At 33.9% G+C, this 24,487-nt stretch carries 25 protein-coding genes; 21 read left to right on the top strand and 4 right to left on the bottom strand.

The window, feature by feature from the left end; translation table 11 throughout:
• Positions 1–55: 55 nt before the first annotated feature.
• Positions 56–1,528, top strand: a complete 1,473-nt coding sequence (locus BK054_RS04660) for a hypothetical protein (protein ID WP_071306987.1) — start codon at positions 56–58, stop codon at positions 1,526–1,528.
• A gap of 77 nt (positions 1,529–1,605) precedes the next feature.
• On the opposite strand, the gene BK054_RS04655 is transcribed toward BK054_RS04660, so the two are convergent.
• A complete protein-coding gene (locus BK054_RS04655; protein WP_006259918.1) occupies positions 1,606–2,421 on the bottom strand; it encodes an XRE family transcriptional regulator in 816 nt (271 codons plus the stop codon).
• Positions 2,422–2,693: 272 nt separating this feature from the next.
• On the opposite strand from BK054_RS04655, the gene BK054_RS04650 reads away from it, so the two are divergent.
• From BK054_RS04650 to BK054_RS04625, 6 genes are all read left to right on the top strand, one after another.
• Positions 2,694–2,966 (top strand): hypothetical protein, encoded by a 273-nt coding sequence (locus tag BK054_RS04650; RefSeq protein ID WP_006259917.1) that lies wholly within the window; start codon positions 2,694–2,696, stop codon positions 2,964–2,966.
• Between the two features lie 70 nt (positions 2,967–3,036).
• Entirely contained in the window at positions 3,037–3,264 is a 228-nt protein-coding gene (locus BK054_RS04645; protein ID WP_006259916.1) for a hypothetical protein, read from the top strand.
• 872 nt (positions 3,265–4,136) lie between these two features.
• Positions 4,137–4,487, top strand: a complete 351-nt coding sequence (locus tag BK054_RS04640; RefSeq protein WP_006259913.1) for a hypothetical protein — start codon at positions 4,137–4,139, stop codon at positions 4,485–4,487.
• Entirely contained in the window at positions 4,484–4,945 is a 462-nt protein-coding gene (locus BK054_RS04635) for a CHAP domain-containing protein (RefSeq protein WP_006266700.1), read from the top strand. Before BK054_RS04640 ends, BK054_RS04635 begins: the two co-directional genes overlap by 4 nt.
• Positions 4,946–4,991: 46 nt before the next feature.
• Positions 4,992–5,501, top strand: coding sequence for a hypothetical protein (locus BK054_RS04630; RefSeq protein ID WP_232234341.1), 510 nt, complete (start codon positions 4,992–4,994; stop codon positions 5,499–5,501).
• Between the two features lie 97 nt (positions 5,502–5,598).
• Positions 5,599–6,210, top strand: a complete 612-nt coding sequence (locus tag BK054_RS04625; RefSeq protein WP_071306985.1) for a hypothetical protein — start codon at positions 5,599–5,601, stop codon at positions 6,208–6,210.
• 28 nt (positions 6,211–6,238) lie between these two features.
• Here BK054_RS04625 and BK054_RS04620 read toward each other — a convergent pair whose 3' ends face one another.
• A complete protein-coding gene (locus BK054_RS04620; protein WP_225581625.1) occupies positions 6,239–6,841 on the bottom strand; it encodes an ATP-binding cassette domain-containing protein in 603 nt (200 codons plus the stop codon).
• A gap of 497 nt (positions 6,842–7,338) precedes the next feature.
• Here BK054_RS04620 and BK054_RS04615 point away from each other — a divergent pair, with 497 nt between their 5' ends.
• From BK054_RS04615 to BK054_RS04605, 3 genes are all read left to right on the top strand, one after another.
• Positions 7,339–7,782, top strand: coding sequence for a hypothetical protein (locus BK054_RS04615; protein WP_006259908.1), 444 nt, complete (start codon positions 7,339–7,341; stop codon positions 7,780–7,782).
• A gap of 97 nt (positions 7,783–7,879) precedes the next feature.
• On the top strand, positions 7,880–8,380 hold the full coding sequence (locus BK054_RS04610) for a septal ring lytic transglycosylase RlpA family protein (protein WP_006262407.1): 501 nt from the start codon (positions 7,880–7,882) through the stop codon (positions 8,378–8,380).
• A complete protein-coding gene (locus BK054_RS04605) occupies positions 8,364–8,765 on the top strand; it encodes a septal ring lytic transglycosylase RlpA family protein (protein WP_071306984.1) in 402 nt (133 codons plus the stop codon). Before BK054_RS04610 ends, BK054_RS04605 begins: the two co-directional genes overlap by 17 nt.
• Before the next feature lie 2 nt (positions 8,766–8,767).
• Here the strand turns inward: BK054_RS04605 and BK054_RS04600 are convergent, their stop codons facing one another.
• Positions 8,768–9,235, bottom strand: a complete 468-nt coding sequence (locus tag BK054_RS04600) for a CYTH domain-containing protein (RefSeq protein WP_016650237.1) — start codon at positions 9,233–9,235, stop codon at positions 8,768–8,770.
• A gap of 97 nt (positions 9,236–9,332) precedes the next feature.
• Between BK054_RS04600 and BK054_RS04595 the strand changes: the two genes are divergently transcribed.
• Positions 9,333–11,405: a site-specific recombinase gene (locus tag BK054_RS04595; protein WP_071306983.1), complete on the top strand. Its 2,073-nt coding sequence runs from the start codon at positions 9,333–9,335 to the stop codon at positions 11,403–11,405.
• Between the two features lie 57 nt (positions 11,406–11,462).
• On the opposite strand, the gene BK054_RS04590 is transcribed toward BK054_RS04595, so the two are convergent.
• The gene (locus BK054_RS04590; RefSeq protein WP_006259903.1) at positions 11,463–13,340 is read right to left on the bottom strand and encodes a monovalent cation:proton antiporter-2 (CPA2) family protein; all 1,878 of its coding nucleotides are present in this window, start codon (positions 13,338–13,340) and stop codon (positions 11,463–11,465) included.
• A 174-nt stretch (positions 13,341–13,514) separates the two neighbouring features.
• Here BK054_RS04590 and dinB point away from each other — a divergent pair, with 174 nt between their 5' ends.
• From dinB to BK054_RS04540, 10 genes are all read left to right on the top strand, one after another.
• A complete protein-coding gene (dinB, locus tag BK054_RS04585) occupies positions 13,515–14,585 on the top strand; it encodes a DNA polymerase IV (protein ID WP_071306982.1) in 1,071 nt (356 codons plus the stop codon).
• Positions 14,586–14,648: 63 nt separating this feature from the next.
• The gene (locus tag BK054_RS04580; RefSeq protein WP_006264497.1) at positions 14,649–15,545 is read left to right on the top strand and encodes an LD-carboxypeptidase; all 897 of its coding nucleotides are present in this window, start codon (positions 14,649–14,651) and stop codon (positions 15,543–15,545) included.
• A 1-nt stretch (position 15,546) separates the two neighbouring features.
• The gene (locus tag BK054_RS04575; RefSeq protein ID WP_006264498.1) at positions 15,547–15,906 is read left to right on the top strand and encodes a YraN family protein; all 360 of its coding nucleotides are present in this window, start codon (positions 15,547–15,549) and stop codon (positions 15,904–15,906) included.
• Positions 15,907–16,088: 182 nt separating this feature from the next.
• Positions 16,089–18,488 (top strand): TonB-dependent receptor, encoded by a 2,400-nt coding sequence (locus BK054_RS04570; protein WP_006259899.1) that lies wholly within the window; start codon positions 16,089–16,091, stop codon positions 18,486–18,488.
• A gap of 79 nt (positions 18,489–18,567) precedes the next feature.
• The gene (locus tag BK054_RS04565; protein ID WP_196228615.1) at positions 18,568–19,719 is read left to right on the top strand and encodes a PepSY-associated TM helix domain-containing protein; all 1,152 of its coding nucleotides are present in this window, start codon (positions 18,568–18,570) and stop codon (positions 19,717–19,719) included.
• Positions 19,720–19,798: 79 nt separating this feature from the next.
• The gene (locus tag BK054_RS04560) at positions 19,799–20,209 is read left to right on the top strand and encodes a BrxA/BrxB family bacilliredoxin (protein WP_006259897.1); all 411 of its coding nucleotides are present in this window, start codon (positions 19,799–19,801) and stop codon (positions 20,207–20,209) included.
• Positions 20,210–20,421: 212 nt separating this feature from the next.
• Positions 20,422–21,153 carry a lysophospholipid acyltransferase family protein gene (locus BK054_RS04555; RefSeq protein WP_006259896.1) on the top strand — a complete coding sequence of 244 codons (732 nt, stop codon included), beginning with the start codon at positions 20,422–20,424 and terminating at the stop codon, positions 21,151–21,153.
• An 80-nt stretch (positions 21,154–21,233) separates the two neighbouring features.
• Complete coding sequence (locus BK054_RS04550) at positions 21,234–22,232, top strand: acyl-ACP desaturase (RefSeq protein WP_006259895.1); 999 nt, start codon at positions 21,234–21,236, stop codon at positions 22,230–22,232.
• A 21-nt stretch (positions 22,233–22,253) separates the two neighbouring features.
• Positions 22,254–22,904, top strand: coding sequence for an HD domain-containing protein (locus BK054_RS04545; protein ID WP_006262398.1), 651 nt, complete (start codon positions 22,254–22,256; stop codon positions 22,902–22,904).
• A 169-nt stretch (positions 22,905–23,073) separates the two neighbouring features.
• The gene (locus tag BK054_RS04540) at positions 23,074–24,474 is read left to right on the top strand and encodes an SLC13 family permease (RefSeq protein WP_071306981.1); all 1,401 of its coding nucleotides are present in this window, start codon (positions 23,074–23,076) and stop codon (positions 24,472–24,474) included.
• The last annotated feature ends 13 nt before the right edge of the window (positions 24,475–24,487 follow it).

Raw genomic sequence — 24,487 nt, 5'->3', positions numbered from 1 at the left:
GTTATGTTAATTAAACTTATTTTTCTTTATTATATTTGCATTAAAATATTTTAATATGAAAAGAAATTTACTTGTAATGTGTCTATCACTTGCGACAATGGCAGGAGTCTTTGCTCAGAAATTAGTGATTAAGAAAAGTGTTGTTTATGTAGATAAAACTACTGATCCTTTAGCGAGTATTGAGAAGGTAGATAGTAATACCTATATATATAAGAACCCTCAAGGAGAAAATGTATTTAAGTTGGAGGATATTAATGTAAATACTAGAGTAGCTACTTCATTTCATGTAGTGAATGTGACAGACTTACGTAATAATAAGAGTAATAATATACCTTTTGAGAGTTTATCTTTTGCTTTTGGTAATGAGACTGTATTATTTGCATTAATTTCTAAAGGACAATATAAGTTGATTAATGACAAAGGAATAGACTATACTGTTTTAGACGCTTTAATGGATGAACCTAAACAAGATGTGATGAGTAGAGTTAATATGATTAATGACTCAGTACAAGCTGTTATTGATAAGGGGATTGCTATCATGGCAGAAAAGAAAATTAGAATAGCTGCTGACAATAAGATTTTTAGTGATAATACGGAAATAGGGAATGTGGTTTTTAAGACAACCAAAGATAATGGGACTATCTATGCATTCTTTAATAAAAAGACAAAAACAACTATTGGATATTGGTCAAGCTTTAAAGAAAAAATTAATATGGGGGATTTGTATAGAGCTGAGAGTCCTGCATATATGTTATTTACTTATGATAATCAACGTTTCAGAGTATATCAGATGTCTAATAATGGTGTAAAAACACCTTTTTCTCAAGAATTATTAGCTATTATGTATGCTAATGGTATTGACTTTGAAAATGTAAGTGATGAAACTATTAAAGTTTTAAGTGATAAGTTAGCAGAAGAAAAGAGAATAGCTAAAGAAAATGATGTAAATATTAGAAGAGAGAAAGGATTCTTAATCGATGGAAAAGGTGTGAGAGTAGAGGGTGAGATTTCTATCGCTTTTGATAATACTGATATGCTGGAGAATGATATTTTTGGTGGATCTGGTAATATAGCTGATATTTCAAGCTATGGTAATAAAGTTTTCGTTTATGCTGAAAATGCAAAAGGTAAGTTTAAGTCAACTAGTTATAAGGCTAGTGATAATGTTAAGTTTGAAGTTACTTTAGCTAAAGATGGTAAAGTAGAGCGCTATGAAGGATTTAATTATGATATTGCAAATAAGACTATGGGATTTTTAAATAAATTAGCTAGTGGGGCTACTTTCTTTAAACATATATATGGAAATAATAAACTCGAATTATTCTACAGCCCTACAGAGAAGTTTTATACTATAAAATTAAAAGATGTTAAGAATGGTTTTGCGACAACTAGAAGTGATCAAGATAAACTTATAGCAGCTATTAAAGCTTATCTAGGATGTGAATCAATTAATTTAGAAGGAATTGATTTGTTTAGCCTAGAAGGATTAAAACAATTAGTAGATAAGTACGATACTCAATGTAACTAGCCATTATAAATTAAGAATAAAAAAAGCCCAAGTCTAATTTTAAGCTTGGGCTTTATTATTTTATGTAATGTATCTATCTAGAAAATACGTTTAATCACGTGGAATATTTGGTATACGCTATTAATAGGGTATTCAAATGGTTCGTATATTTTATTACGGCTAGATAAGGTGATGACACCTTTTTTCTCGTCATAGTTCGTAATGTCTTTTAAGAAGGTAGCATCCTTAGTGATGACGATAAACCCATAAGTCGTGTTTCTAAAACCGCCTTCCCATAGGTGACGTCCTACTTCACGTCCTAGTACTTCTGCTCCATCAGGGGTATCTTCTATGTTCCCTCCATTCATAGAGTCTCCTACTACATCAAAGGCCTTGTAATGACCAAGCCCAAACTTATCTACTCTGAACTGTACTGTGTCAAACTCTTGTATAAGCTGTGCGTCATCCTGATAGCAGGTAATATAAGAAGCATGAGCTGATGAAGGGATCTTCAGTACCTCTATATAGATACGCCCATCAGGGTAGAAGGTAAACTTGTTTCCGTGGTTATTATACATAATCTCTGGTACAGTATCCTTCGTGATATTAGTCGCTTCGAAGTTATATAGCTCCTGAGTAGGAGTATCTCCAGTTAGTTCTTGTATCGCTGGAGATGTATGTGATGTTAATAACATACTTCCTTCTCCTGTTAGTAACCAATGTTTGCTCAAGCTTAGGGCAAATTTGGTTAGATTCTCTATAAAGTTATCGCTGATGTTTACACGTCCATTTACTATCTGAGAGAAAGAAGACTTAGTATACCCTAGTTTTTGTGCTAGATCTGTTTGGTTCTTCGCTAATCCCTCAAAGAAAATCCACTTGATGGCATCGTTTACGCGTTGAATTCTATCCATAATAGTAATGATATTTAAAAAACTTTGTTTCTAATTGTTTTTATAATCGAAACTTTGTTTGTATATTTGTAAAAGTAATAGGAACAAAATTAGTCAAAAAAAGCATAGGTAGCTAATTTTAAAGGGATAAACTGAAATAATAGCGGTAGAATACTTCGACAGATGCAAGTAAGATATTCTAGATAAGCAGTAAAAATCTCCTTTATAATACGAACGATGTTTATATTTTGGGTATGTCTTGTTCGATATATCAATACCAAAAATAAATTGTTATGAAAGCAGTGATGAGTACATCAACCGTATTTGAAGCAGGAGAACCAGCTATTCTGACTTTAAAAGAGAAACAAAGCATAGAGCGTGAACTGTATCTATACAGCGCCTTATACAGAACTAATGGTACTGGATACTTTACCTCAGGAGAGCGTATCTGTATAAACCAAGAGAGAGGGTATCACCTAAGCGTAGGGGGAGAAGAAGAGCTAAAACCTTATCAAATATCTAGTGAGTTAGAAGAAAAAATAGCTAGGTTAAGAGATAGAAGGTAGTGGATAAGGAATAAGTGATTATAAATAAAGTTTCGATTATTAAGTTGTTTTATCATTAAAAATAAAAGTTATGACAAAAAGAGTAGCAGGTAGTCAATTAAATAAGTTGAGAAGATATAAACTGATCTTGGATTTATATAACCAATACAAGACCGAAGACATCCCAGTGACGGTGGTATGGAAGAAATATATCTGTCCTGTGTATCCTATCTCTCGTACGACTCTATATGAAGTGCTGAATACGCCAGTGTATAAAGAACTCGCAAAAATAGAGGCAACCATGAAAGACCTAGATTAGAGTTATTAACAGTGTTTATAAGATGTGAATAGAGTTGTTCAGTCTCTTGACAACAAATAGGTTATGGTGTTGATAAGTGAGATCTTTGTAGCGTAATAATCAGGTTATCAACAGTGATTATAGGAAGTGAACAGAGTTGTTCAGTTACTTAACAGAAAGTTGAGTTAAGGTAGTAAAAGAGCGACCTTTGTAGAGTAGAAATACAAAAATAAGAAGTGTTTTGAAAGATTGAACAGAAGTGTTCAGTTGCTTAACAGAAAGTTGAGTTAGGGTAGTAAAAGAGCGATCTTTGTAGAGTAATAATCAGGTTATCAACAGTGATTATAAGAAGTGAGCAGAAGTGTTCAGTTACTTAACAGAAAGTTGAGTTAGGGTAGTAAAAGAGCGACCTTTGTAGAGTAGAAATGCAGAAATAAAGAGTGTTTCTTAAGACTGAACAGAAGTGCTCAGTTGCTTGACAGAAAGTTGAGTTAGGGTAGTAAAAGAACGACCTTTGTAGAGTAGAAATGCAGAAATAAGGAGTGTTTCGAAAGACTGAACAGAGTTGTTCAGTTACTTAACAGAAAGTTGAGTTAAGGTAGTAAAAGAGCGATCTTTGTAGAGTAGAAATGCAGAAATAAAAATTAGGAATATAGGAGTAGTACTTGCACAATAGGCGCCTACGTGCAATGTCTTTCCATCAGTATATTCTTTCCATTACAGACGAGAGCAATCTCATCACAGTATTTATAATCCAATAAAATTAGAGTAAAGTGAACTTGCTGTCAAAAAGCGAGCAAGGATAACTATGCCTTTATTGTTTATGTATAATCCAATATAAATAATTGAAAATATGATAATTAAAGTATAACCAATCCAAAACCAGTGTGCTAATGAATGAAACAATAATAGCGACGGTAGTGGGCTTCGTTTCATCATTAGCGACATGGTGGGCGGCTAGACGTAAGAGTAAAGCTGAGGTACAAAGCTCAGAGCTCGATAATGTAGAGAAATCTCTAAAATACTATAGGGATATAGTAGATGACTTAGGAATTAAATTAAAAGAAGCTACCAATGAGCTTTATAAAACGTCTAATCTGCACCGTGAGGCTATCGATGAGCTAACTGCTGCTAAGAAGGTAATCATCAATCTAGAACAGAAACTAGAGAAATTGGCTCTACAGAATAAGGAGTTGATTGATGAACTAAGGAAATATAAACAGCTAAATGGCAAGAGAGAATGAGAACACAGTTAGTTAGACAAGCTCAGAGTCAACTCCATGTACAGGAATGGCCTATCAAGAATAATAAAGGACCTGGAGTAAAAAAGTATCTGAACAGCGTAGGACTAGGTGAGGGATATGCGTGGTGTATGGCTTTTGTGTACTGGTGTGTACAAGAGGTGTGTACTGATTATAAACTGTCAAATCCTTTAAAGAAAACGGGAGGAGTTTTAGCTCAATGGAATGCGAGTAAAGAGCTTCGTGTTATGAAACCTGAGGTAGGAGATATCTTCATCATGGACTTTGGAAAAGGATTAGGTCATACAGGTATCGTGATTGCTGTGAATGGTGATGTCATCACAACTATAGAAGGGAATACGAATGATCAAGCAAGTAAAGAAGGGTATATCGTGGCTGAGAAGAAACGTCATGTCCAAACGATCAATAAAGGATTTATCAGCGTGTTTAGTAACTCGTGACGTTATACAGTCTACCCAATCACAAAATCAAAAAAACTATATGAATATGAAAAAGCATGATCGATATATGCTCGTTTTTTTAGTGTTGTTGTTAGCACTTCTATTGATGAGCTGTGGTAGTCGCAAGACAGCGATTAATATGCAACCGACCACCACTGAGCAGGTAACCCAAACGGTAGAAGAAGTAAAGAGGGATACAGTACTGATAATCCCTGCTGATAAGAGTCAGTATGTGGCTGAATTAGCTGTACAAGGAAATAAAATAGTTGTGAAAGATGCGAATATAAAGCGCAGTAAAAACAAGGTGTTACAACCGCCAAAAGTACAGCTTCAAAATAATAAGCTAATCGTGGACTGTGAGTCAGAAGCTCAACGACTGTTCTTCGAATGGAAGGATAAGTTTATCAAAGAACAAAAGCTAGTGGAGACAAGAATACCCGTAGCTGTACCCCTGAATCTATCATGGTGGCAACAGACACAGATATGGCTGGGAAGAGGGTTTATGTTGTTGGTGTTCTTTGGTATAGCAGGCTTTATCGTTAAGTCAAGAATATAAAATATTAACCAATCAATAAATAGCACATAGTTGAATAGAGCGCTATATGAGACTATGTGTATAAAACAATTAATTAACCAATAAATAAAGTAAAATTATGGCAACAAATCAACAACCAGTAAAAATTAAAGGAGATACATCAACTATTGTTGAATATGAAGGAGAGGACTTTAAAGTATTAAAAAAAGAGTCTTTTAATGAACGAACTTATAATACTAAGATAGAAACTTTGTATGGATTAGGAGACCAAGAGATTAAGTATGATAGAGTAAGACATTTCGATGGTATCACCATTGGCGACTATGAGAAATTAAAATCAGAAATGGGAGAAGTTAGTAAAAATATTGATATTAACGAAGATCGATATTTATCGAATATTTATTTGTCTGAAAATCATGGAGAGGGGTATAGTGGTTTTAAGTCTTTTGATTACGGATTATTAAGTGATAGGATTCATTTAACTATGGTTGCCAATAATACGGAAGATTCTAATACAATGTCTAGCTCTATTGAAATTATTGCTAATGCTTTTAACGGAGGATCTCTTAAAATAGATGATAAAAATGTAGTAAGATCTGTTAATGGTGTTTTAGCAGATGAGTCTGGAGAGTTACCATTAGAACTGAATGTATTAACTAGTGCTGATGGTACGAAGTTTAAATTAATGGTTTCTAACGAAGGCTTTTTAGGAGTACAAAAGATTCAATAGAACTGATTTACCAATGCCTTAGGTTCGCTTAGGGCATTGGTTTTAATACCCCGTTCTCTAGAAGTAGTGATTTAGTAGCAATAGTATCGACTAGATCAGTGTTGTGATCTGTGAGGATGATGATTTTATGTCTAGCAGCAGTTTTAATAGCATCTGCTATAAACTCTTGTAGCAGAGGAGAAATACCAGCGAAGGGTTCGTCTAATAGACAGATAGATTGAGGTAAGTTTAGAATGTAAAGAGTCTGGATGAGTTGTTGTTCACCTGTTGATAAGTCACTAATTCTAGTATCTAGATATTGATGAAGGGATGTGTTTCGAATCATATCTTCTTTTACGACATCTTTTACTGTAAGATACCTTGGAAAGATATTGAATTGTGGTTTATAGCTGAAGTACTGATTGAGCTTATGACGATTAGTTATTACTTTATTATCCACTTTGATATGGATGTGATCAGGTTTTGTATTACCGAATAAGATTTTCATTAATGTACTTTTACCAGAGCCATTGCGTCCACGAATATTGAGTATATCTCCTGTGGAAGAAGTGAAGTATATGCCTCTTAGTATGGGTTTATTCTCAACTGTGTAGTTAAGACTGTCAATATGTAAGGTATGGTTATAAGACATGTAATAAATATTGAATGAGACATGTGATGACTAAACAGCCTAAAGCGGTTAGGAGTAAGGTTTTTATAATCGGTGTTTGATTGTTGCGGTGATAGAATAGTTCGTTCTTCTTGAAGGTCAGAAAGTAGATACTGTATAGACCTAACGTGATTATAGGAATAAAGAAAAACAAAACGTTGCGCATCGCTATGCTTAGGATAATATTTAAGGCGAGTATAGATAGTATGTTTCTCCAAGGGATAACCATATTGGGATGCATAAATGTATAGTAGTTAGGTTTATAAGATGTAATTTACCCTTTTTTTCTACATCTACTGAGAATTAAGAGAATTTTAATCTATGATGAAGCTGATTTATTAGATTAGAGGAACAAGTAGATTATGTTTATAAATAAAGATGATGTTTTCGTTAGAGTGTAAATTAATTGTAAAACTTCATTGTGTCCGTTGGCATTCGATAGTTTTAAGTATATTTGTCTCTAAACTAATAACATCAATATGAATTTCGGTACTATTATTAAAGAGGCACACTCAGGTGTAGCTTATTTAGCCTTGATTTTCTTAGCTATAGTAGCAGTGAATGCTTTTATGGGATTATCAGGGAACAAAGAGTTTAAAGACAAAGACAGAAAATTAGGATTGTTTGGATTGATATTCACTCATATTCAGTTATTATTAGGTCTTGTACTTTATTTTGTATCTCCAATGGTTCAAGGATTTGGAGTAGCAATGAAAGATTCTACATTAAGACTTTATGCTTTAGAGCACCCATTGATTAATATTATCGCGATAGTATTAATTACTATTGGATGGTCTAAACACAAGAAAGCGACAGATAGTAAATCTAAGTTTAAGAAATTTGCGATTTTCTATACATTAGGATTAGTGTTGATTTTATCAAGACTTCCATGGAAAGTATGGATGCCAAGTTTATTCGCTTAAGCTTATAAAAATATAGAGTAAAAAAGGATCTTCGAAAGAAGGTCCTTTTTTATTGGTATGCTTATTGCAAATATTCGTCTGTTCTATTTTATAAAACATGAAAACATATCAATATTTACTAGCCATATCTTTTGTAATTTTCTTATCGAGTTTCGGTGGGACTACAAGAATCGTAAAAGAAAATAATGTAAAAACATTATTGACAAAAGTAACTCCAGATTCTCTAGAGTTAGACAACGATTCTATCGTAATGGGAGAAGAAGAAACAGAAGATTTTATCGTAGTAGATGATGATACACAAGCATCTTATTATCACGATAAATTCACTGGAAGAAAGACTGCTAGTGGAGAGGTGTTTGACAACCAGAAATACACTGCAGCCCATAAAACACTACCGTTTGGGACAAAAGTGAAAGTGACTAACTTAAAGAATAAACGCTTTGTGATATTGACTATTACGGATCGTGGACCATTCGTTAAAGGTAGAAGTATAGATATCTCTAAAAAGGCGTTTGGTGAATTGACAGACAATGTTGGTCGCGGTGTTCTAGATGTAAAAATAGAAAAGTTTATAGGAGAAAATGAAGAGCAATTATAGTATAAAATATTATTTTATTGTAATCATATTAACCCTGTTTTTAGGAAGTTGTTCTTCTGTAAAAAATGGACAATACACTTCTAAAGGTAATTATAAATCGAATGTAACGGCCTCTTATTACCACAAAAAGTTTAATGGAAAGCGTACAGCAAGTGGGGAAAAATTCCACAACTCGGGGATGACAGCCGCACATAAAAGCTTGCCTTTTAATACGAAGGTAAAAGTTACGAACGTAAGTAATAAAAAATCTGTAAAAGTTCGTATTAATGATAGAGGGCCTTTTGTTAAAGGACGCGAAATAGATCTATCTAAAAAAGCTTTCATGAAACTAGCGGATCACAAAGGCGAGGGATTATTACAAGTAGATATTAAAATCATTAAATAATACTACCATTTCTTATAAGGATGATTAGCGATATAAGAGTTATAATACTTTAGATCTCCTGTCACTTCCTCTCCTAACCATATAGGTTTCTCGAATTGTTCATTTTCAGCAGTTAATTCTATTTCTGCAAGAATTAAACCTTCATTATCTCCGTGAAAGATATCCACTTCATAAGTGTGCTTACCAACTTGGATAAGATATCTTGTTTTAGATATTACAAAATCTTCACATAAGGCTATCAGTTGATTTGCTTCATCATAGTTTATTTCTTTTTCCCATTCTAGACGAGAAGTACCTGCGTCATTACTCTTTCCTTTAATGGTGATATAGGCATTAGTGTCTTTTAATCTGATTCGAACAGTTCTTTCTGGATGAGAGTTTAGATAACCTTGAGTTATTTTATTAGACTTAAAGGATTGCTCTATGAATTCTAGAGAGTTGACTAGAAATTTTCTTTCTATTTCGATCATGATTGTTAAGAATAAAATGTAATTTTATGCCAAAATAAACGTTTTTATTTTACTAACGATTTAAAAGTAGATTTTTTTTCAAATGAAATTACGACATATGTTGCGCTCACCTCATGGGGTAGAGGAATTATTTAATAAATATGTTATTGACGGGAAGGTTTATGCTACAGAGGATTTACTTTTTATTGTTGATTTAGTGCATATTTTTAGACCTAAGAATAATAAAAAAATAAATAGAGTATCTATTGATGCGCTCTTAGCTTATCTAAAAACACATGAGATAGAAAGAGTTGCTTTAATGGAATACTTAAAAGACCTGTTATCTAATCGACACTTTAGTCGTATGGTATCAGATGCTGGTATACTACAAGATGCTGATTTCTTCGATGAGGTTAAAAAGAGATTATGGGCCAAGGTGTTGCCTTATCAGCCAGAGAAACAAACGTATGAATACGTTTTAAATCAGGTGTTCTATAAACATACTGATGCTGAATGGGTAGATATGATCCCTGAAGAACAGTTAATAGAATTGTTTACCTTATTAAACTTCAATACTATCTTCACTGAAGAGAAAGATGGTGGTGTCCTTAATGAATTGTTGACATCTATAGATATCATTACTCAACGTATGAGTGGTAGAGCGATGGAGAGCTCGATTATCAATATGGTACCAGAGTATTCTCATTTAGAAAGCCCTTTTAGAGCTTTGGAACAAGAGTTTTCTATCGTATTGCAGAGTTTCCATAAAGGAGAAATGAAGTTCTTATTGGAGCATGATATTAACTATAAGCAAATCGTAGTATTGCATAAGCAATGTCAGGAATTTGTAAATCAAGCCTTCAAGAACAGTTCGAAGTATGGTATCTCTATGAAAGTAAACCAAAGTTTACTTAGACTGAGACAACAGTTGGCTAGGGTATATATTCTTATCTCTATCTTGGTAGTAAAAGAAGGTACAATATTAGAAAAACAACAAAATTCCATAACACTAGCTCGTAAGCTGATAGAATATAACTGTTATAAGTATAATGTGACAGGACTAGTCAAAGAGAGTACACAGCTGATCTCTTATGAGATTACACAACATACTGCTAAAACTGGAGAACATTATATCACGAATACAGGTAAAGAATATTGGCATATGTTCCGCGGGTCTATGGGAGCAGGTATTGTGGTTGGTTTTATGTGTATTTTAAAAGTTTTTGCACATGAAGCTGATGTAAGTAATTTCGGAGAAGCAATGTTGTATAGTTTAAACTATGCGTTAGGTTTCTGTTTGATTTATTTATTAGGTTTTACTTTAGCTACCAAACAGCCTGCGATGACTGCAGCTACGATTATTACAGCTATTGAGAATGGAAGAAAACAACATATAGACAGTGTAGATAAGCATATTGGTTTTGCTAAGCTATTCGCGAGATTGTTTAGATCACAGTTTATTGCTTTCATTGGTAACGTGATTCTAGCTTTCCCAGTGGCACTTTTGTTGATCTGGGGAATAGATCAGTTGTTTGGTGTAAATATCACTTCTCATGGATGGGATAAAATGTTAATAGATGCAGACCCTATTGAGTCACGCGCTCTATTTCATGCTGGAATAGCAGGAGTGTTCTTATTTATGTCAGGGATTATCTCTGGTAATGTATCGAATAGAAATAAGCATAATAAAGTGTTTTATAGAATTCAAGAGCACCCATGGCTAAAAAGAAATATCGGTGTAGCTAGTACAACGAAATTGGCAAACTGGGTAGATACAAAATGGCCTGGTATTATTTCGAATGTTTGGTTTGGTATTTTTATGGGTACTTGTGGTACGATAGGAGCGTTTATAGGTTTAGGTATTGATATACGCCACATAACATTCGTAAGTGGTAACATTGCTTTAGGATGGTATGGATCAGGTTTTAATGCTCCTGTAAATATGCTTATTTGGGCTTTTGTAGGAATGTGGTTGATCGGATTAATGAACTTCTTAGTGAGTTTCTCTTTATCTCTATTCTTAGCATTCAGATCTCGTAACATACCTCTTAAGGAAACTAAGGACTTGATCAAAGCAACTTGGAGACATTTTAAGAGTTTTCCGATGGAGTTCTTTTTACCTACATCAAGTGTAATCGTAGACAAACCTGCACAGCAGACAGGGGATAAGAAGGAAGATAAAACAAAGTAATTTATTTGTATATAAAATAAGAGGGGGCTATTACACGTGTAATAGCCCCCTCTTTTATTAATTGATGTCGTTAGAATCAGTTCCTGTTTTAGATTGACTTTGATGACTTCGAGTATTCTTTAAACTAGTTTTCAACATTTCTGATTGTTCTGCGAATTCTAATCGAGAGACATTGATGTAATCTTCTAAATTATGTATGTTTTTGGCTAGCTTTCTAAGTGATGCTCTATCGCTTTTGATAAAGAGCTCACTCTGCATATTTGCTTCTTCGTGGCTAAAGCCTAGTTTTTCTAACATAACTCCTCCTACATAGACAGCAGAGAAGAAAGTCTCTCTATATACTTCTGTAAGACCGTCCTGTAAGTATTCATAAGCATTCTTACGGTTCTTCGCTCTTACAATAACTTCTACATTAGGGAAGTTCTTACGAAGTACAGCTACTAGTTGTTGATTTAGTTCAGGAGGATCCATTGCTGCAATAACGTAATCGGCTTGATCCACACCAATAGACTTTAATATATTAATAGAAGTAGCATCTCCATAATAAACATTAAAGCCTAATTTACGCAAATGGTCTACACGTTCTGCGTCATTATCAAGAACTAGTGTAGGTACATCATTGGCTTGCAATAGTCGCCCAATAGTATTACCAAAGTCTCCGAACCCTGCAATTACAATTTTCTTTTCAGCAGTAATATGTGATAGATCGTCATATTCTTGTTTGTCTGTAGTAGAAGGGCTTAATCCTAAGTAAGGAGCAATCCATTTCTCATTAAGAAGTAATAAGATAGGGGTTACTACCATAGACAGTGCTGTCGTAGCTAGTAAGTAATCATACCACTGTTGGTTGATTAGATTAATCGTTTTACCTAATGCTAAGATAACGAAAGCGAACTCCCCAACTTGTGATAGTAAGATAGCAAATAAGAAGTTCTGATCTTTTGGGAACTTCTTCCACTTTCCAATAGCTAGTAAAACAATAGTTTTAATTGCCATAGTACCTACTAGTAAGCTAGCGATAATTAGTGGTTCATTGATAATAATCTGGAAGTTGATAGTAGAACCTACTGCAATAAAGAAAATTCCTAAGAGGAGTGCTTTAAAGGGTTCTATATCACTTTCTAGCTGATGCTTATATGGATTATTCGCTAATACTACCCCTGCGATAAAGGCTCCTAGGGCAGGTGATAAACCTACCATCTGCATTAATAGTGATACTCCAATCACTAGTAATAAAGCTGAAGCAGTATAAATTTCTCTAATCTGTAAACGACCTACTGATTTAAATAGAGGATTTACAATATAATTACCTACTAAGAAGATAATAGATATAGCTCCAAGAATAGCTAGTGTTTTCATAAAAACAGGGGCTCCATCTAACCAGCTATTTGCCTCTGTAGAAATTGGTGTCTTAGTCGAAACGGCTAATAGTGGGATAATAGCCATCATCGGGATAACCATAATATCTTGAAAGAGAAGTACGGCAAAACTTGATTTACCTGCATTTGATTGGTTTAATCCCCGCTCAGATATAGTCTGTAAGATAATCGCCGTAGAAGACATGGTGATTACAAACCCCATAGTCAAAGAGGTTCCGATACTTAAACCAACCCCCCAATGGGCAATGGCTGCCACGATAGCAGTAGTTCCTACTGCCTGGGCGGTACCAAGACCAATAATCTCATTCTTAATTTTCCAAAACTCTTTGGGGTCTAGTTCTAACCCCACAAGGAACAGCATCATCACAACACCGAATTCGGTAGCATGCATGATGTCAGCACTGTCATTTCCAACAAACTTTAGTACAAAAGGACCAATAAGTACACCTGCAAAAAGGTATCCTAATACAGACCCCATTCCTAATTTCTTAGAAATTAGAACGCATACAACAGCTGCAAATAGAAAGACAAATGCTTGTGCCAAAAAATCATTCATTACGTATAGCTATTTTTTTAGTTAATCAATAATGATGTAATTATCATTATATGTTTTCATAGTTCTTACAAAATTAAAAAAAGAGAATAGGATTATTAAGAATATATTTAAAAAAAAGAAGATTATTTTTGTACAAGATGTTTTTTAGGTCTGAATAGATAATTAGTTGATTAAATGAATCGTAAGATTATACATGTCGATATGGATGCTTTCTACGCTTCTGTAGAGCAATTAGACTTTCCTGAACTAAGAGGAAAGGCACTAGCTGTGGGTGGTAGTGAAGAAAGAGGTGTTATCGCGGCAGCTAGTTATGAAGCTAGGAAGTATGGAGTACGTAGTGCAATGAGTGCGATGATGGCAAAGAAGAATTGTCCTCACCTTATTTTTGTTAAACCTCGATTTGAAAGGTATAAAGAGGTGTCTCGTATTATTCGATCTGTTTTTTATGAATATACTGACCTAGTAGAACCATTAGCATTAGATGAAGCATTCTTAGATGTAACAGAGAATAAGATAGGATGTCCCAGTGCTACGTTGATAGCCCATGAGATTAGGATGAAGATATTAGAACGAACAGGCTTAACAGCTTCAGCTGGTATTTCGATTAATAAGTTTTTGGCAAAAATAGCAAGTGATTACAATAAGCCTAATGGACAGAAAACGATAGAACCTGATGAGGTGATTAGTTTCTTAGAAGAACTAGAAATAAAGAAGTTCTTTGGGATTGGAAAAAAGACTGCGGATAGAATGTATCATTTGGGAATATTCACAGGTAAAGATTTAAAAGCAAAATCAGTAGAGTTTTTAACAGAGCATTTCGGAAAGGCAGGACAAATATATTACGATATTGTAAGAGGTCTTAGCAATTCTCCTGTAAGACCTAATCGAACTATAAAATCAGTAGGTACAGAACGGACGTTCGATGAGAATCTTTCTTCAGAGGTCTTTATTGAGACAAAGCTTGACATGCTAGTAGAAGAACTAAGTTTGCGTTTAAAGAAACAAAGCTTAGGAGGAAAGACTATTACATTGAAGATTAAGTACTCTGATTTTGTACAACAAACACGTAGTACTACTGTTCCTTATTTTGTATCAGATAAAGAGATTATTCTTGATTTAGCAAAGGTGTTATTATATCAAGAAAAACTAAAGGATTCTGTCCGATTAATAGGTGTGTCGCTTTCTAATCTTAATACAGATGAAAAGAAGAAGCCTATAGCAGTGCAATTAAGTTTTGATTTTTAATTTTGTATAAATCTGAGAAGTACTTTAGTATTTTGAAGATTGTAATTTTAATGTGTTTAAAGAATGATAAAACCAGCATATTTAAAGAAAGGAGATAAAGTAGCTATTGTGTGTACTGCTAGAAAGTTTAGTCACGAAGAAGCGAAACAAGCAATCGCTCTGTTAGAATCATGGGGACTCGAAGTAGTATTAGGAGATACTATTGGTTTAGATAATTATCAACTAGGAGGAACAGATCAACAAAGAGCGAGTGATTTTACAAAACAACTAAAAGATCCTAGTATAAAAGCGATATGGTGTGCTAGAGGTGGATACGGTACAGTGCGTATTATTGATGATATTGACTTTAGTGGTTTTGTTGACAATCCGAAATGGGTAATAGGCTTTAGTGATGTTACAGTATTACATAGCCATATTCATAATCTAGGAGTAGAGACTATACATGGACTTATGGCTTTTAGTGTAGAGAAGTCTTTAGTAGAGTCAAGAGATTCGTTATATAAAAGCTTATTTGGTGAAGGGCTTGCTTACGAAATAGAAAGTGATAATAGCAATAGACTTGGTACTGCAAAGGGGCAGTTAGTTGGAGGCAACTTATCTATATTATATAGTCTTTTAGGCTCTAAGTCTTCAGTTGATACAAAAGGGAAAGTACTTTTCATAGAAGATTTAGATGAATATTTATATCATATTGACCGTATGATGCATAATCTAAAGCGAAATGGCATGTTAGAAGGTTTGGTTGGTTTAGTTGTTGGAGGCATGACAGATATGCATGATAACGCAATACCTTTTGGTTATGATGCAAAGCAAATTATACTGTCTATAACAGCAGAGTATGATTATCCTATTGTTTTTAATTTTCCTGCAGGGCATGGGGTTAGTAATTTAGCATTGAATCTAGGTAGTCAAGTTCACTTAAAAGTCGATTCAGATAAAGTACAATTAAAGTTTATATAAAATGGCTAAACATCATGAGGTAGGTAAAGAAGGAGAGAATGCAGCCACTGATTATTTGATTAAAAGAGGGTATGAGATTCTCACTAGAAATTATTTTGCTGAGAAAACAGAGTTAGATATTGTTGCTTTAAAAGATAATATCCTTGTTTTTGTTGAAGTCAAGACAAGAAGCTCTCTTGATTTTGGTTTGCCTCAAGATTTTGTAAATATTCGGAAGATAAAATTACTGATTAAAGCTGCTAATCTGTTTATTACCGAATTTGAAAGAGAAGAAGAAGTTCGTTTTGATATTATTGGTATTTATAAGAAAGGAGAAACTTTTGATATCGAACATATAGAGGATGCTTTTTATTTCTTCTAAATAGAGGATGATTATAATTCTCTAAAAAATGCCTGATTCTAGAAGGCTGAAATGTAGATTTTGTAAGGAGTATACTCTTTTGGTATATAGTTATTTAAAAAAAGTCTTAATAAGGTTTGTTTCTTATTTAGAATCAATTTATTTTTGCACTCATTAAATGAGTCTAAATAATATATCATAGTATGAAATTATTCAATACTTTGGTACTTACTATTTTTGGGGTAGTAGTAGGTATCGCTCAAAACTCTACGGTAAAAGGACGTATAGTTGATGAATCTAACAAACCTATTCCTTTTGCAACAGTTGAAATCGTTGAATTAAATGTTGCTACTCAAACGGATAATAACGGAGAGTTTGTTTTCAATAATCTTAAGAGAGGAAAACAAACGCTAAGAGCTAGTTTTATTGGATTTGGCAATGTATCTAAAACATTAAATGTTGATAAAGATGCTGAGGTAACAAACTTTGTATTAAAACAAGTGGATAATTCTCTTTCTAATATTACAGTTTATGGGAAGAGTAATAAAAACGTAAAGAAACTTCAAAACTTAACAAGATTACCTTTAGGTATACAAGATCAAGTGCAAAATATTTCTATTGTTTCTGACGCTATTATTGAAGAACAAGGAGCTTTGACTGTGACAGAAGCGGCACGTAACGTAGCTGGTGTTACTCAGTTTTCTAGCTATGGAGGTGTGAAAGAAAGTATGTCTATTCGTGGATTTAGAGGAACACCAATATTAAAGAATGGGGTTGCTTTAGATTCTGATTTTAGAACAGCTGCAGGAATTGTGGATATGCAGGGAATAGAAAGTGTACAAGTTATCAAAGGATCTGCAGCTATCAACCAAGGTATTGGTAATGGATTAGGTGCAGCTGGAGGGGTAATAAATGTAGTTACTAAAACTCCTAACTTTAAAAATAAAAGAGAAATAGGTTTTAGAGCTGGTAGTTACGGGCAGGTACGTCCTACAGTTGATTTCGAACAGGTACTAGATAAGAAAGAAACGGTATCATTCCGTTTTAATGGTGCTTATGAAAGAAATGATGGCTTTAGAGCATATACTGGAAATGATAAATATTATTTAAATCCTTCGATTACTTATAAACCAGATGAAAAAACAACAGTTACAGCTGAGTTAGATTATTTGGAATCTAATGCAGTACCAGATTTAGGTACTACTAACTTAGGGCCTGATAATGTGAATAAGCTTTATGATATGCCACATAATAAGTTCTTAGGTTATAAGGATAATTACCTAAAAACAAATATTCTTTCTTATGCTTTAAGAGTAGAAAGAGAGTTAACGGATAAGTTAAGCTTAAGAGTTTCTGCAGTGACTGCTGTAAATAGAAATGATCAAGAAAATATTGGTGTTAGTAAAAATAAAAAACTTGGATATGATTATTTAAATAGATCAATGTCTAAGTCTAATACAAAAGACGAAAATAGTGTTGTTCAAATTGACTTAGTAGGTAAAGACTTTAATACAGGAGGATTAAAACACACTTTCCAAGTAGGTTTTGATTTTAGACAAACTACAGTTACTTCAAATAGTTATGATACTTATTTTAATAATAAGAAACTAGGTAGAGGAGATTTCATTGACACAATTTACGTTTTAGGAGATTGGTCTAATGATCGTCCTGATGGAGTGACTTTTGGTCATAAAGAAGAGACTGTTATAACTACACCTACCATTGGTTTTATGGCACAAGATTATATCCAAGTAGGAGAATATGTGCGTGCTTTATTAGGAGTGCGCTATAGTAGACTAAATGGAAATAATACTGAGAATGCTACTGTAGATAGATGGAATCCAATCTTTGGATTGATTGTTTCGCCAACTAAAAATATTAATGTATTTGGATCTTATACAACTACAACAAGTTTAAGACAATCTAACAATCAATTAGCTAGTGGTGGTGTTGGTGGTCCACAAGATACTAAACAGTTTGAAACAGGAGTTAAAACAAGTTGGTTTAATGAACAATTATTGTTCAACGTAACATACTTTAATGCTAAAAACAGCAATTTATTAGCTCAAGTTTATGATGCTAGTGGTAATGCTGTTACTGGTATTTACGAAAAAGCAGGTAATTTAAATCGTCAAGGAGTTGAAATTGATTTGACAGGTAAGATTACAAATAACTTGCAAGTAATGATGGGATATGCTTATCTAGATGCACAGTATAAAGATAGCCCTGTTTATTATGAAGGTTCAGCACCGATGAACGCACCAAAACATACAGCTAATGGATGGGTGAATTACCAATTTGATGGATCGTGGAAAGGATTAACAGTTGGAGCAGGAGCTTATTTTGTAGGAAAGAGACCAGTTAATGAGTACAGTTTAACACCTAACGCGGCTCATGGAACGATGGCAGGAGTAGAACCGTTTGATATGCCTGATTATACTACAATCAATGCACAAGTTTCTTACTCATTTAAAAATGCTACTTTAAGAGTATTCGCAAATAATATTTTTGATAATAGAGGTTATACTTCATATTATAGAGGAGGATACATCAATGAGATTGCACCTAGAAATTTTGCAGCTCAGTTAACTTATAGATTCTAATTAAAACAATTGAATTAGTAAATAAAAACACGACTTTACTCGCAGAGTAGAGTCGTGTTTTGTGATTATAGACCTTTTTATGAAGACAAAAAAGAAGAATGCCTTTCGAAAATTAATGAACGATTTACATTTATGGTTAGGTATAGCTAGTTCATTAATATTATTTGTTGTGTGTCTAACAGGAACAATCTATACTTTTAAAAGTGAGATTCAGCAAATGCTAGCACCAGATATGTATAAGCTGACAGTTGTTAAGGATGAGGTTTTACCTATTGATACCATGAAGGCTTTTGTTGAATCTACTTACCAAGGAAAAGTACAACGTGTAAGTATAAAAAATAAGAAGAACGCTCCTTATGTTTTTTCTGTAGGATTTAAAGACAAGGATAAGAAGAACGAAACCGTTTATCTCAACCCTTATACTAATGAAATAGTAGGAGTTGGTAGAGGTCCAGCAGATGAGTTTTTTATGACTGTATTTAAGTTACATAGATGGCTATTATTAGATATGAAAATAGGAAGACCTATTGTAGGAATAGCGACTGTTATTTTTGTTTTTCTTTCTATATCAGGTCTGATACTATGGTTCCCTAAAAAGATAAAAGGTTGGAAGAGTATAAAGCCAGGTTTTAAAATTAAGTTTAATGCAAATTGGAAACGTATTAATCACGACTTACACAATACATTAGGTTTTTATACTCTTATTATTGTTTTGATTATGTCTTTGACAGGATTGTGTTGGTCTTTTGAATGGTATAAGGATGGTTTAAGTTCTGTTTTAGGAGCAAAGGTATTCGGTGGACGTAATGAGGTCAAACCAGAATCTACTTTGACAGAAGGAGCTAAGACTTTAGATTTATCTGACGTTATACAACGAGCTAATCAAACTATCTCATACGAATATAGAACGATGACTGTATCCTTTCCAAAAGGAGATAAAGGATCTTTTGAAGTCAGTAAAAATGAAGCAGCACGTTTTAACGAAACTGTGACTGACAGAGTGTTTATAGATCAATATTCTGGTGATATTATTAGACAAGATATGTTTAGTGATAAGAGTGTAGGAGAGAAGGTAGCTAGTTCTATTCGCGCTTTACACTTTGGAGATATCTATGGAATGTTTTCTAAAGTTATTTGCTTCATTGTCTGTTTGATAGCTACAAGTTTGCCGATAACAGGTATTTTTATCTGGATAAATAAGATGAAGAAGGGGACTTCTAATAAAGTATAACATTTCTTTATAATTCAGATGTTTTTATGTTTAATAAAAAATGTAACTTTGCTTAATAACCTAATTTTAGATTTATATTATGTATCCAGAAGAAATAGTAAAACCGATGCGTCAAGAATTAGTTGATGCAGGATTTGAATCATTACATACAGGAGCTGATGTAGAAGCAGCTTTACAAAAAGAAGGAACTACACTAGTAGTTGTAAACTCAGTGTGTGGATGTGCTGCACGTAATGCTCGTCCAGCAGCAGTAATGAGTTTAGGAGGAGAGAAAAAACCTACTAATGTGATTACTGTATTCGCAGGAGTAGATAAAGAGGCAGTAGATGTTGCTCGTCAGCACATGTTCCCATTCCCTCCATCATCACCTTCTATGGCTTTGTTTAAAAATGGTGAATTAGTTCACATGTTAGAAAGACATCACATTGAAGGAAATACTGCTGATGCTATAGCAGAGAACTTAATGGATGCTTATAAAGAATTTTGTTAAGAAAGAAGACCACTGAATAGTGGTCTTTTTTTATTCTATCTTCGCTATTAGTATGTTAACCGATTCTAGTTAATTTGTTTATAAATATTTTTTAAGTAGATACTTTTTATGTAATTTCACAAACATAGTGACTTATATAAGCGTTAATTTGCGAAGTATGTTTATTGTTGTATATATGTTTAAGTGTATATTTGCGATAAACTAATCGATTAATGCAAAAAATAATATCCTACCCTATATCCATACTATTTGTGATTATTATGCTAATAGTATTATGTGTATTTCACGCCTTACAGTGGATTGCATTTAACTTGTTTGGATATAAAGCTCATAACATTACTGTTAATGGACTTGTATGGTGGCTAATGGCCTGTACAGGAATCCTTGGTACGAGTTATAAGTTCCGTCAAGAAGAGGAGCTTCCTACAGATCGTCCGATCATATTTGTATCTAATCACCAGAGTATGTTTGATATTCCGATGATTATTTGGTTTTTTAGAAAGAATCACCCAAAGTTTGTCAGCAAAAAAGAACTAGGAAAAGGTTTCCCTAGTGTGTCCTATAATCTTAACCATGGAGGCTCTGTATTAATAGACCGTAAGGATGCTAAGCAGGCGCTAAGTGCTATTAAAGGATTAGGACAGTATATTACTAAGCATAACCGATCTGCAGTAATCTTCCCAGAAGGGACACGTAGTAGAGACGGTAAGTTGAAGAGGTTCTCTGAGAATGGAGTTAAAATGCTTTGTAAGTTTGCTCCTGATGCATTAGTTGTGCCTTTGACCATTAATAATTCTTGGAAGATATTCCGTTTCGGAAACTTCCCTTATGGGTTAGGAGCGAAAATAAGCTTATATGCTCATCAACCTTTTGCTGTGAAAGAGTATTCTTTCGAGGAAATTATGAAGAGATGTGAAGAACAAATCAAATCAAAACTAGAATAAGTTTCTAAATATAAACTAGTCTTTTACTACTATCAAGCAAACTAAACCAAGGAGTAGTATAAAGACATAAACATAATAATATGTCTATAAAGAATGTTCGCCTAGAAGTAATGCAATTCTTAGAAAAGAATATTGATAGCTTCGTAGAAAGTTATCTGATCCCCGTAGAGAAAATATGGCAACCATCAGACTTATTACCAGACTCAGAAGGTGAAAACTTTTTGGAAGAGGTAAAAGAATTAAGAGAATACGCTAAAGAATTACCTTATGATTTTTGGGTTGTTTTAGTAGGTGATACAATCACTGAAGAGGCATTGCCAACGTATGAATCTTGGTTGATGGATGTAGAAGGAGTGAACCAAAAAGATGGTGAAGGTGGTAATGGATGGGCTAAATGGTTACGTCACTGGACTGGTGAAGAGAACCGTCACGGAGATCTTCTTAATAAGTATCTATATTTATCTGGTAGAGTAGATATGAAAGAGATAGAGATTACTACTCATCACTTGATTAATGATGGTTTTGATCCAGGTACTGATAGAGACCCTTATAAGAACTTTGTATTTACGAGTTTCCAAGAGTTAGCGACTTATATTTCTCATAATCGTGTAGCTAAATTAGCGAAGCAGTATGGAGACCATAAGTTGTCTAAGATCTGTAGATTGATTGCAGGAGATGAGATGAGACATCACCATGCATATAGTGAGTTTGTTGACCGTATCTTTAAAGTAGATCCTAGCGAAATGTTATTAGCATTTGTGGATATGATGAAGAGAAAGATTACGATGCCAGCTAACTTAATTCGTGAATCAGGAGGTAAGATGGGGGATGCTTTTGAGCTGTTCTCTGATTCTGCACAGCGAATAGGTGTCTATACAGCGCATGATTATATCGATATTATGCAGAAGCTTATAGATCGTTGGCAAGTAGCAGAGTTGAATAATCTTACAGATGATGCAGAGAAGGCAAGAGATTATCTAATGAAGTTGCCAGCGCGTATGGCTAGAGTAGCTGACCGTATGACTATCGGTAAAGAAGAACACATATTTAAATGGGTTAAACCAGCCCTTATTAAATAATAAATACACAACACAATAAATATGGACAAGCGTATAGATCAAGTCATCCTTTATGTAAAGAAAGAGTTACAGCAAGCTGAGAGCGGTCACGACTGGTTCCACATTGAACGAGTTTATAAGAATGCTTTAAACATCGTACAAGGAGAGGGAGAAGTGAATCTAGACATAGTGAAACTAATAGCCTTACTACACGATATAGCAGATAGTAAATTTCACAATGGAGATGAAACAGTAGGTCCAACTAAAGCCAGAGTATTACTAGAAAACTTAGGGTATGATGAGGATACTATTGACCATGTTGTAAAAGGAATTGAAAATATATCTTTTAAAGGAGGTAACTTTAATCAAGCTTTTCGTTCTAAAGAATTAGACATTGTACAAGATGCAGATCGATTAGATGCTATCGGTGCTATTGGTATCGCTAGAACATTTAATTACGGAGGGTATAAGAATAATTTGATTCACGACCCGAGTATTGATCCTAAGATTGGAATGTCTAAAGAAGAGTATAAGAAGAACGTAGGAACTACGATTAATCACTTCTATGAGAAACTACTTCGTTTAAAGGATTTAATGAATACCGAAACAGGAAAACAATTAGCAGAAGGAAGACATCGCTTTATGGAGTCTTTTCTTAGCCAGTTCTACGATGAGTGGGAAGGTAATGCTTAATACGTTTTATAAGAATAAGAATAAGCCATTCGTATGAATGGCTTTTTTTATGCCTTCTAAAGTGGTTATTTCTGATAGAAATCAAATAATAAAGCATTTTTCGAAACAATAGGTATTGTAAATTTATTTTTTTGTTAACTTTAGTTAAAATTATTAAATACGACTGAATATGCGTTTAGACTATGAGCATGAAAATCGACCACTAAAATCAAAGAGAAATTATCTTATTATTCTTTTTAATATTATTACCTTATTACTTCTTATCAACTATTTACCTTATGAACCTCAAGTGAATAAAGGACTCGCTCTTTTAGTCTTTGTAGCTGTGTTATGGTTGACAGAAGCAATACATGTGACCACCACAGCCGTATTTGTACCTGTGCTTGCCATAGGACTTGGATTGACGGATACTAAGCCCGCTTTAGCCTCTTTTGCAGACCCTACTATATTTCTATTTTTAGGAGGTTTTGTATTAGCAGGAGCGCTGCATGTACAGAAACTAGATATGATCATAGCCAATAAGATTATGTACCTCGCTAAAGGAAGGTTGTCTTATGCTGTATTTTATCTCTTTTTAGCTACAGCTGTATTATCAATGTGGATTAGTAATACTGCTACAGTAGCGATGATGTTACCTTTAGTGATAGGAGTATTAGGTCAGTTAGATAAAGAGAAGTATAGAAGTACCTATGTGTTTGTACTCTTAGGTATTGCATATAGTGCTAGTATCGGAGGGATGGGAACAGTAGTAGGTAGTCCACCTAATGCCATCGTTGCTTCTCAGTTAAATATTTCTTTTGCAGAGTGGATGAAGATGGGGATTCCTATGGTCTTGATATTATTACCATTGATGATAGGGGTGATTTACTTTGTGTTCAAGCCTAAGCTAGACTTTGAGTTTAAAGCTAATACAAAGAAAATCCCAATGACTTCTGATAGATGGTTGACATTAGCTATATTTATTACTACAGCGCTATGCTGGATCTTTAGTGACCAGTTAAATCCACTAGTAGCTTCCCTAGTAGGCTTTGAAAGTAAGTTTAGTAATTTTGATACCTTTATTGCCTTAGGAGCTTTTATGCTGATCTGTGTGAGTCAGGTTTCTAGATGGAAAGAGTTACAGCACAATGTGGATTGGGGAGTTCTTCTTTTATTTGGAGGAGGTTTGACTTTGAGTATGGTACTTAGAGATTCTGGCGCAAGTGAAGTTTTAGCAGACTTATTAGTATCAGTGATTAAGGATAGTAGTTATTTCACTATTGGGCTAGTAGTATCGTTCTTTATTGTATTCTTGACAGAGTTTACTTCTAATACAGCTAGTGCCGCTTTGTTAGTTCCTTTGTTTATAACGATATCAGACCAGTTAGGCTTACCGCCATTAGGATTGTCTATGATTATAGGTCTAGGAGCTTCGTGTGCCTTTATGTTGCCTGTTGCTACTCCACCTAATGCCATTGTATTTGGTACAGGTGATATTCGTCAGAAGGATATGATGAAAGCAGGTTTTGTATTGAATATTATCTGTGCGGTATTAATTGCTATTATCGCGTATTTCTTTTGGTTACAATAACTAAATACAAGTT

Origin of the sequence: Myroides sp. ZB35 (assembly GCF_001865835.1) — a bacterium.
Lineage (GTDB): Bacteria > Bacteroidota > Bacteroidia > Flavobacteriales > Flavobacteriaceae > Flavobacterium > Flavobacterium odoratimimum.
This window is presented reverse-complemented; position numbering and strand designations above follow the sequence as displayed.

Coding starts and splice junctions, on each gene's coding strand:
- BK054_RS04575 (WP_006264498.1), top strand. CDS start 15,547: ATGGCTAAACATCATGAGGTAGGTAAAGAAGGAGAGAATGCAGCCACT.
- dinB (WP_071306982.1), top strand. CDS start 13,515: ATGAATCGTAAGATTATACATGTCGATATGGATGCTTTCTACGCTTCT.
- BK054_RS04610 (WP_006262407.1), top strand. CDS start 7,880: ATGAAAACATATCAATATTTACTAGCCATATCTTTTGTAATTTTCTTA.
- BK054_RS04625 (WP_071306985.1), top strand. CDS start 5,599: ATGGCAACAAATCAACAACCAGTAAAAATTAAAGGAGATACATCAACT.
- BK054_RS04590 (WP_006259903.1), bottom strand. CDS start 13,340: ATGAATGATTTTTTGGCACAAGCATTTGTCTTTCTATTTGCAGCTGTT.
- BK054_RS04620 (WP_225581625.1), bottom strand. CDS start 6,841: ATGTCTTATAACCATACCTTACATATTGACAGTCTTAACTACACAGTT.
- BK054_RS04655 (WP_006259918.1), bottom strand. CDS start 2,421: ATGGATAGAATTCAACGCGTAAACGATGCCATCAAGTGGATTTTCTTT.
- BK054_RS04540 (WP_071306981.1), top strand. CDS start 23,074: ATGCGTTTAGACTATGAGCATGAAAATCGACCACTAAAATCAAAGAGA.
- BK054_RS04640 (WP_006259913.1), top strand. CDS start 4,137: ATGAATGAAACAATAATAGCGACGGTAGTGGGCTTCGTTTCATCATTA.
- BK054_RS04660 (WP_071306987.1), top strand. CDS start 56: ATGAAAAGAAATTTACTTGTAATGTGTCTATCACTTGCGACAATGGCA.
- BK054_RS04555 (WP_006259896.1), top strand. CDS start 20,422: ATGCAAAAAATAATATCCTACCCTATATCCATACTATTTGTGATTATT.
- BK054_RS04595 (WP_071306983.1), top strand. CDS start 9,333: ATGTTGCGCTCACCTCATGGGGTAGAGGAATTATTTAATAAATATGTT.
- BK054_RS04600 (WP_016650237.1), bottom strand. CDS start 9,235: ATGATCGAAATAGAAAGAAAATTTCTAGTCAACTCTCTAGAATTCATA.
- BK054_RS04550 (WP_006259895.1), top strand. CDS start 21,234: ATGTCTATAAAGAATGTTCGCCTAGAAGTAATGCAATTCTTAGAAAAG.
- BK054_RS04545 (WP_006262398.1), top strand. CDS start 22,254: ATGGACAAGCGTATAGATCAAGTCATCCTTTATGTAAAGAAAGAGTTA.
- BK054_RS04630 (WP_232234341.1), top strand. CDS start 4,992: ATGAAAAAGCATGATCGATATATGCTCGTTTTTTTAGTGTTGTTGTTA.
- BK054_RS04570 (WP_006259899.1), top strand. CDS start 16,089: ATGAAATTATTCAATACTTTGGTACTTACTATTTTTGGGGTAGTAGTA.
- BK054_RS04605 (WP_071306984.1), top strand. CDS start 8,364: ATGAAGAGCAATTATAGTATAAAATATTATTTTATTGTAATCATATTA.
- BK054_RS04635 (WP_006266700.1), top strand. CDS start 4,484: ATGAGAACACAGTTAGTTAGACAAGCTCAGAGTCAACTCCATGTACAG.
- BK054_RS04650 (WP_006259917.1), top strand. CDS start 2,694: ATGAAAGCAGTGATGAGTACATCAACCGTATTTGAAGCAGGAGAACCA.
- BK054_RS04565 (WP_196228615.1), top strand. CDS start 18,568: ATGAAGACAAAAAAGAAGAATGCCTTTCGAAAATTAATGAACGATTTA.
- BK054_RS04560 (WP_006259897.1), top strand. CDS start 19,799: ATGTATCCAGAAGAAATAGTAAAACCGATGCGTCAAGAATTAGTTGAT.
- BK054_RS04580 (WP_006264497.1), top strand. CDS start 14,649: ATGATAAAACCAGCATATTTAAAGAAAGGAGATAAAGTAGCTATTGTG.
- BK054_RS04645 (WP_006259916.1), top strand. CDS start 3,037: ATGACAAAAAGAGTAGCAGGTAGTCAATTAAATAAGTTGAGAAGATAT.
- BK054_RS04615 (WP_006259908.1), top strand. CDS start 7,339: ATGAATTTCGGTACTATTATTAAAGAGGCACACTCAGGTGTAGCTTAT.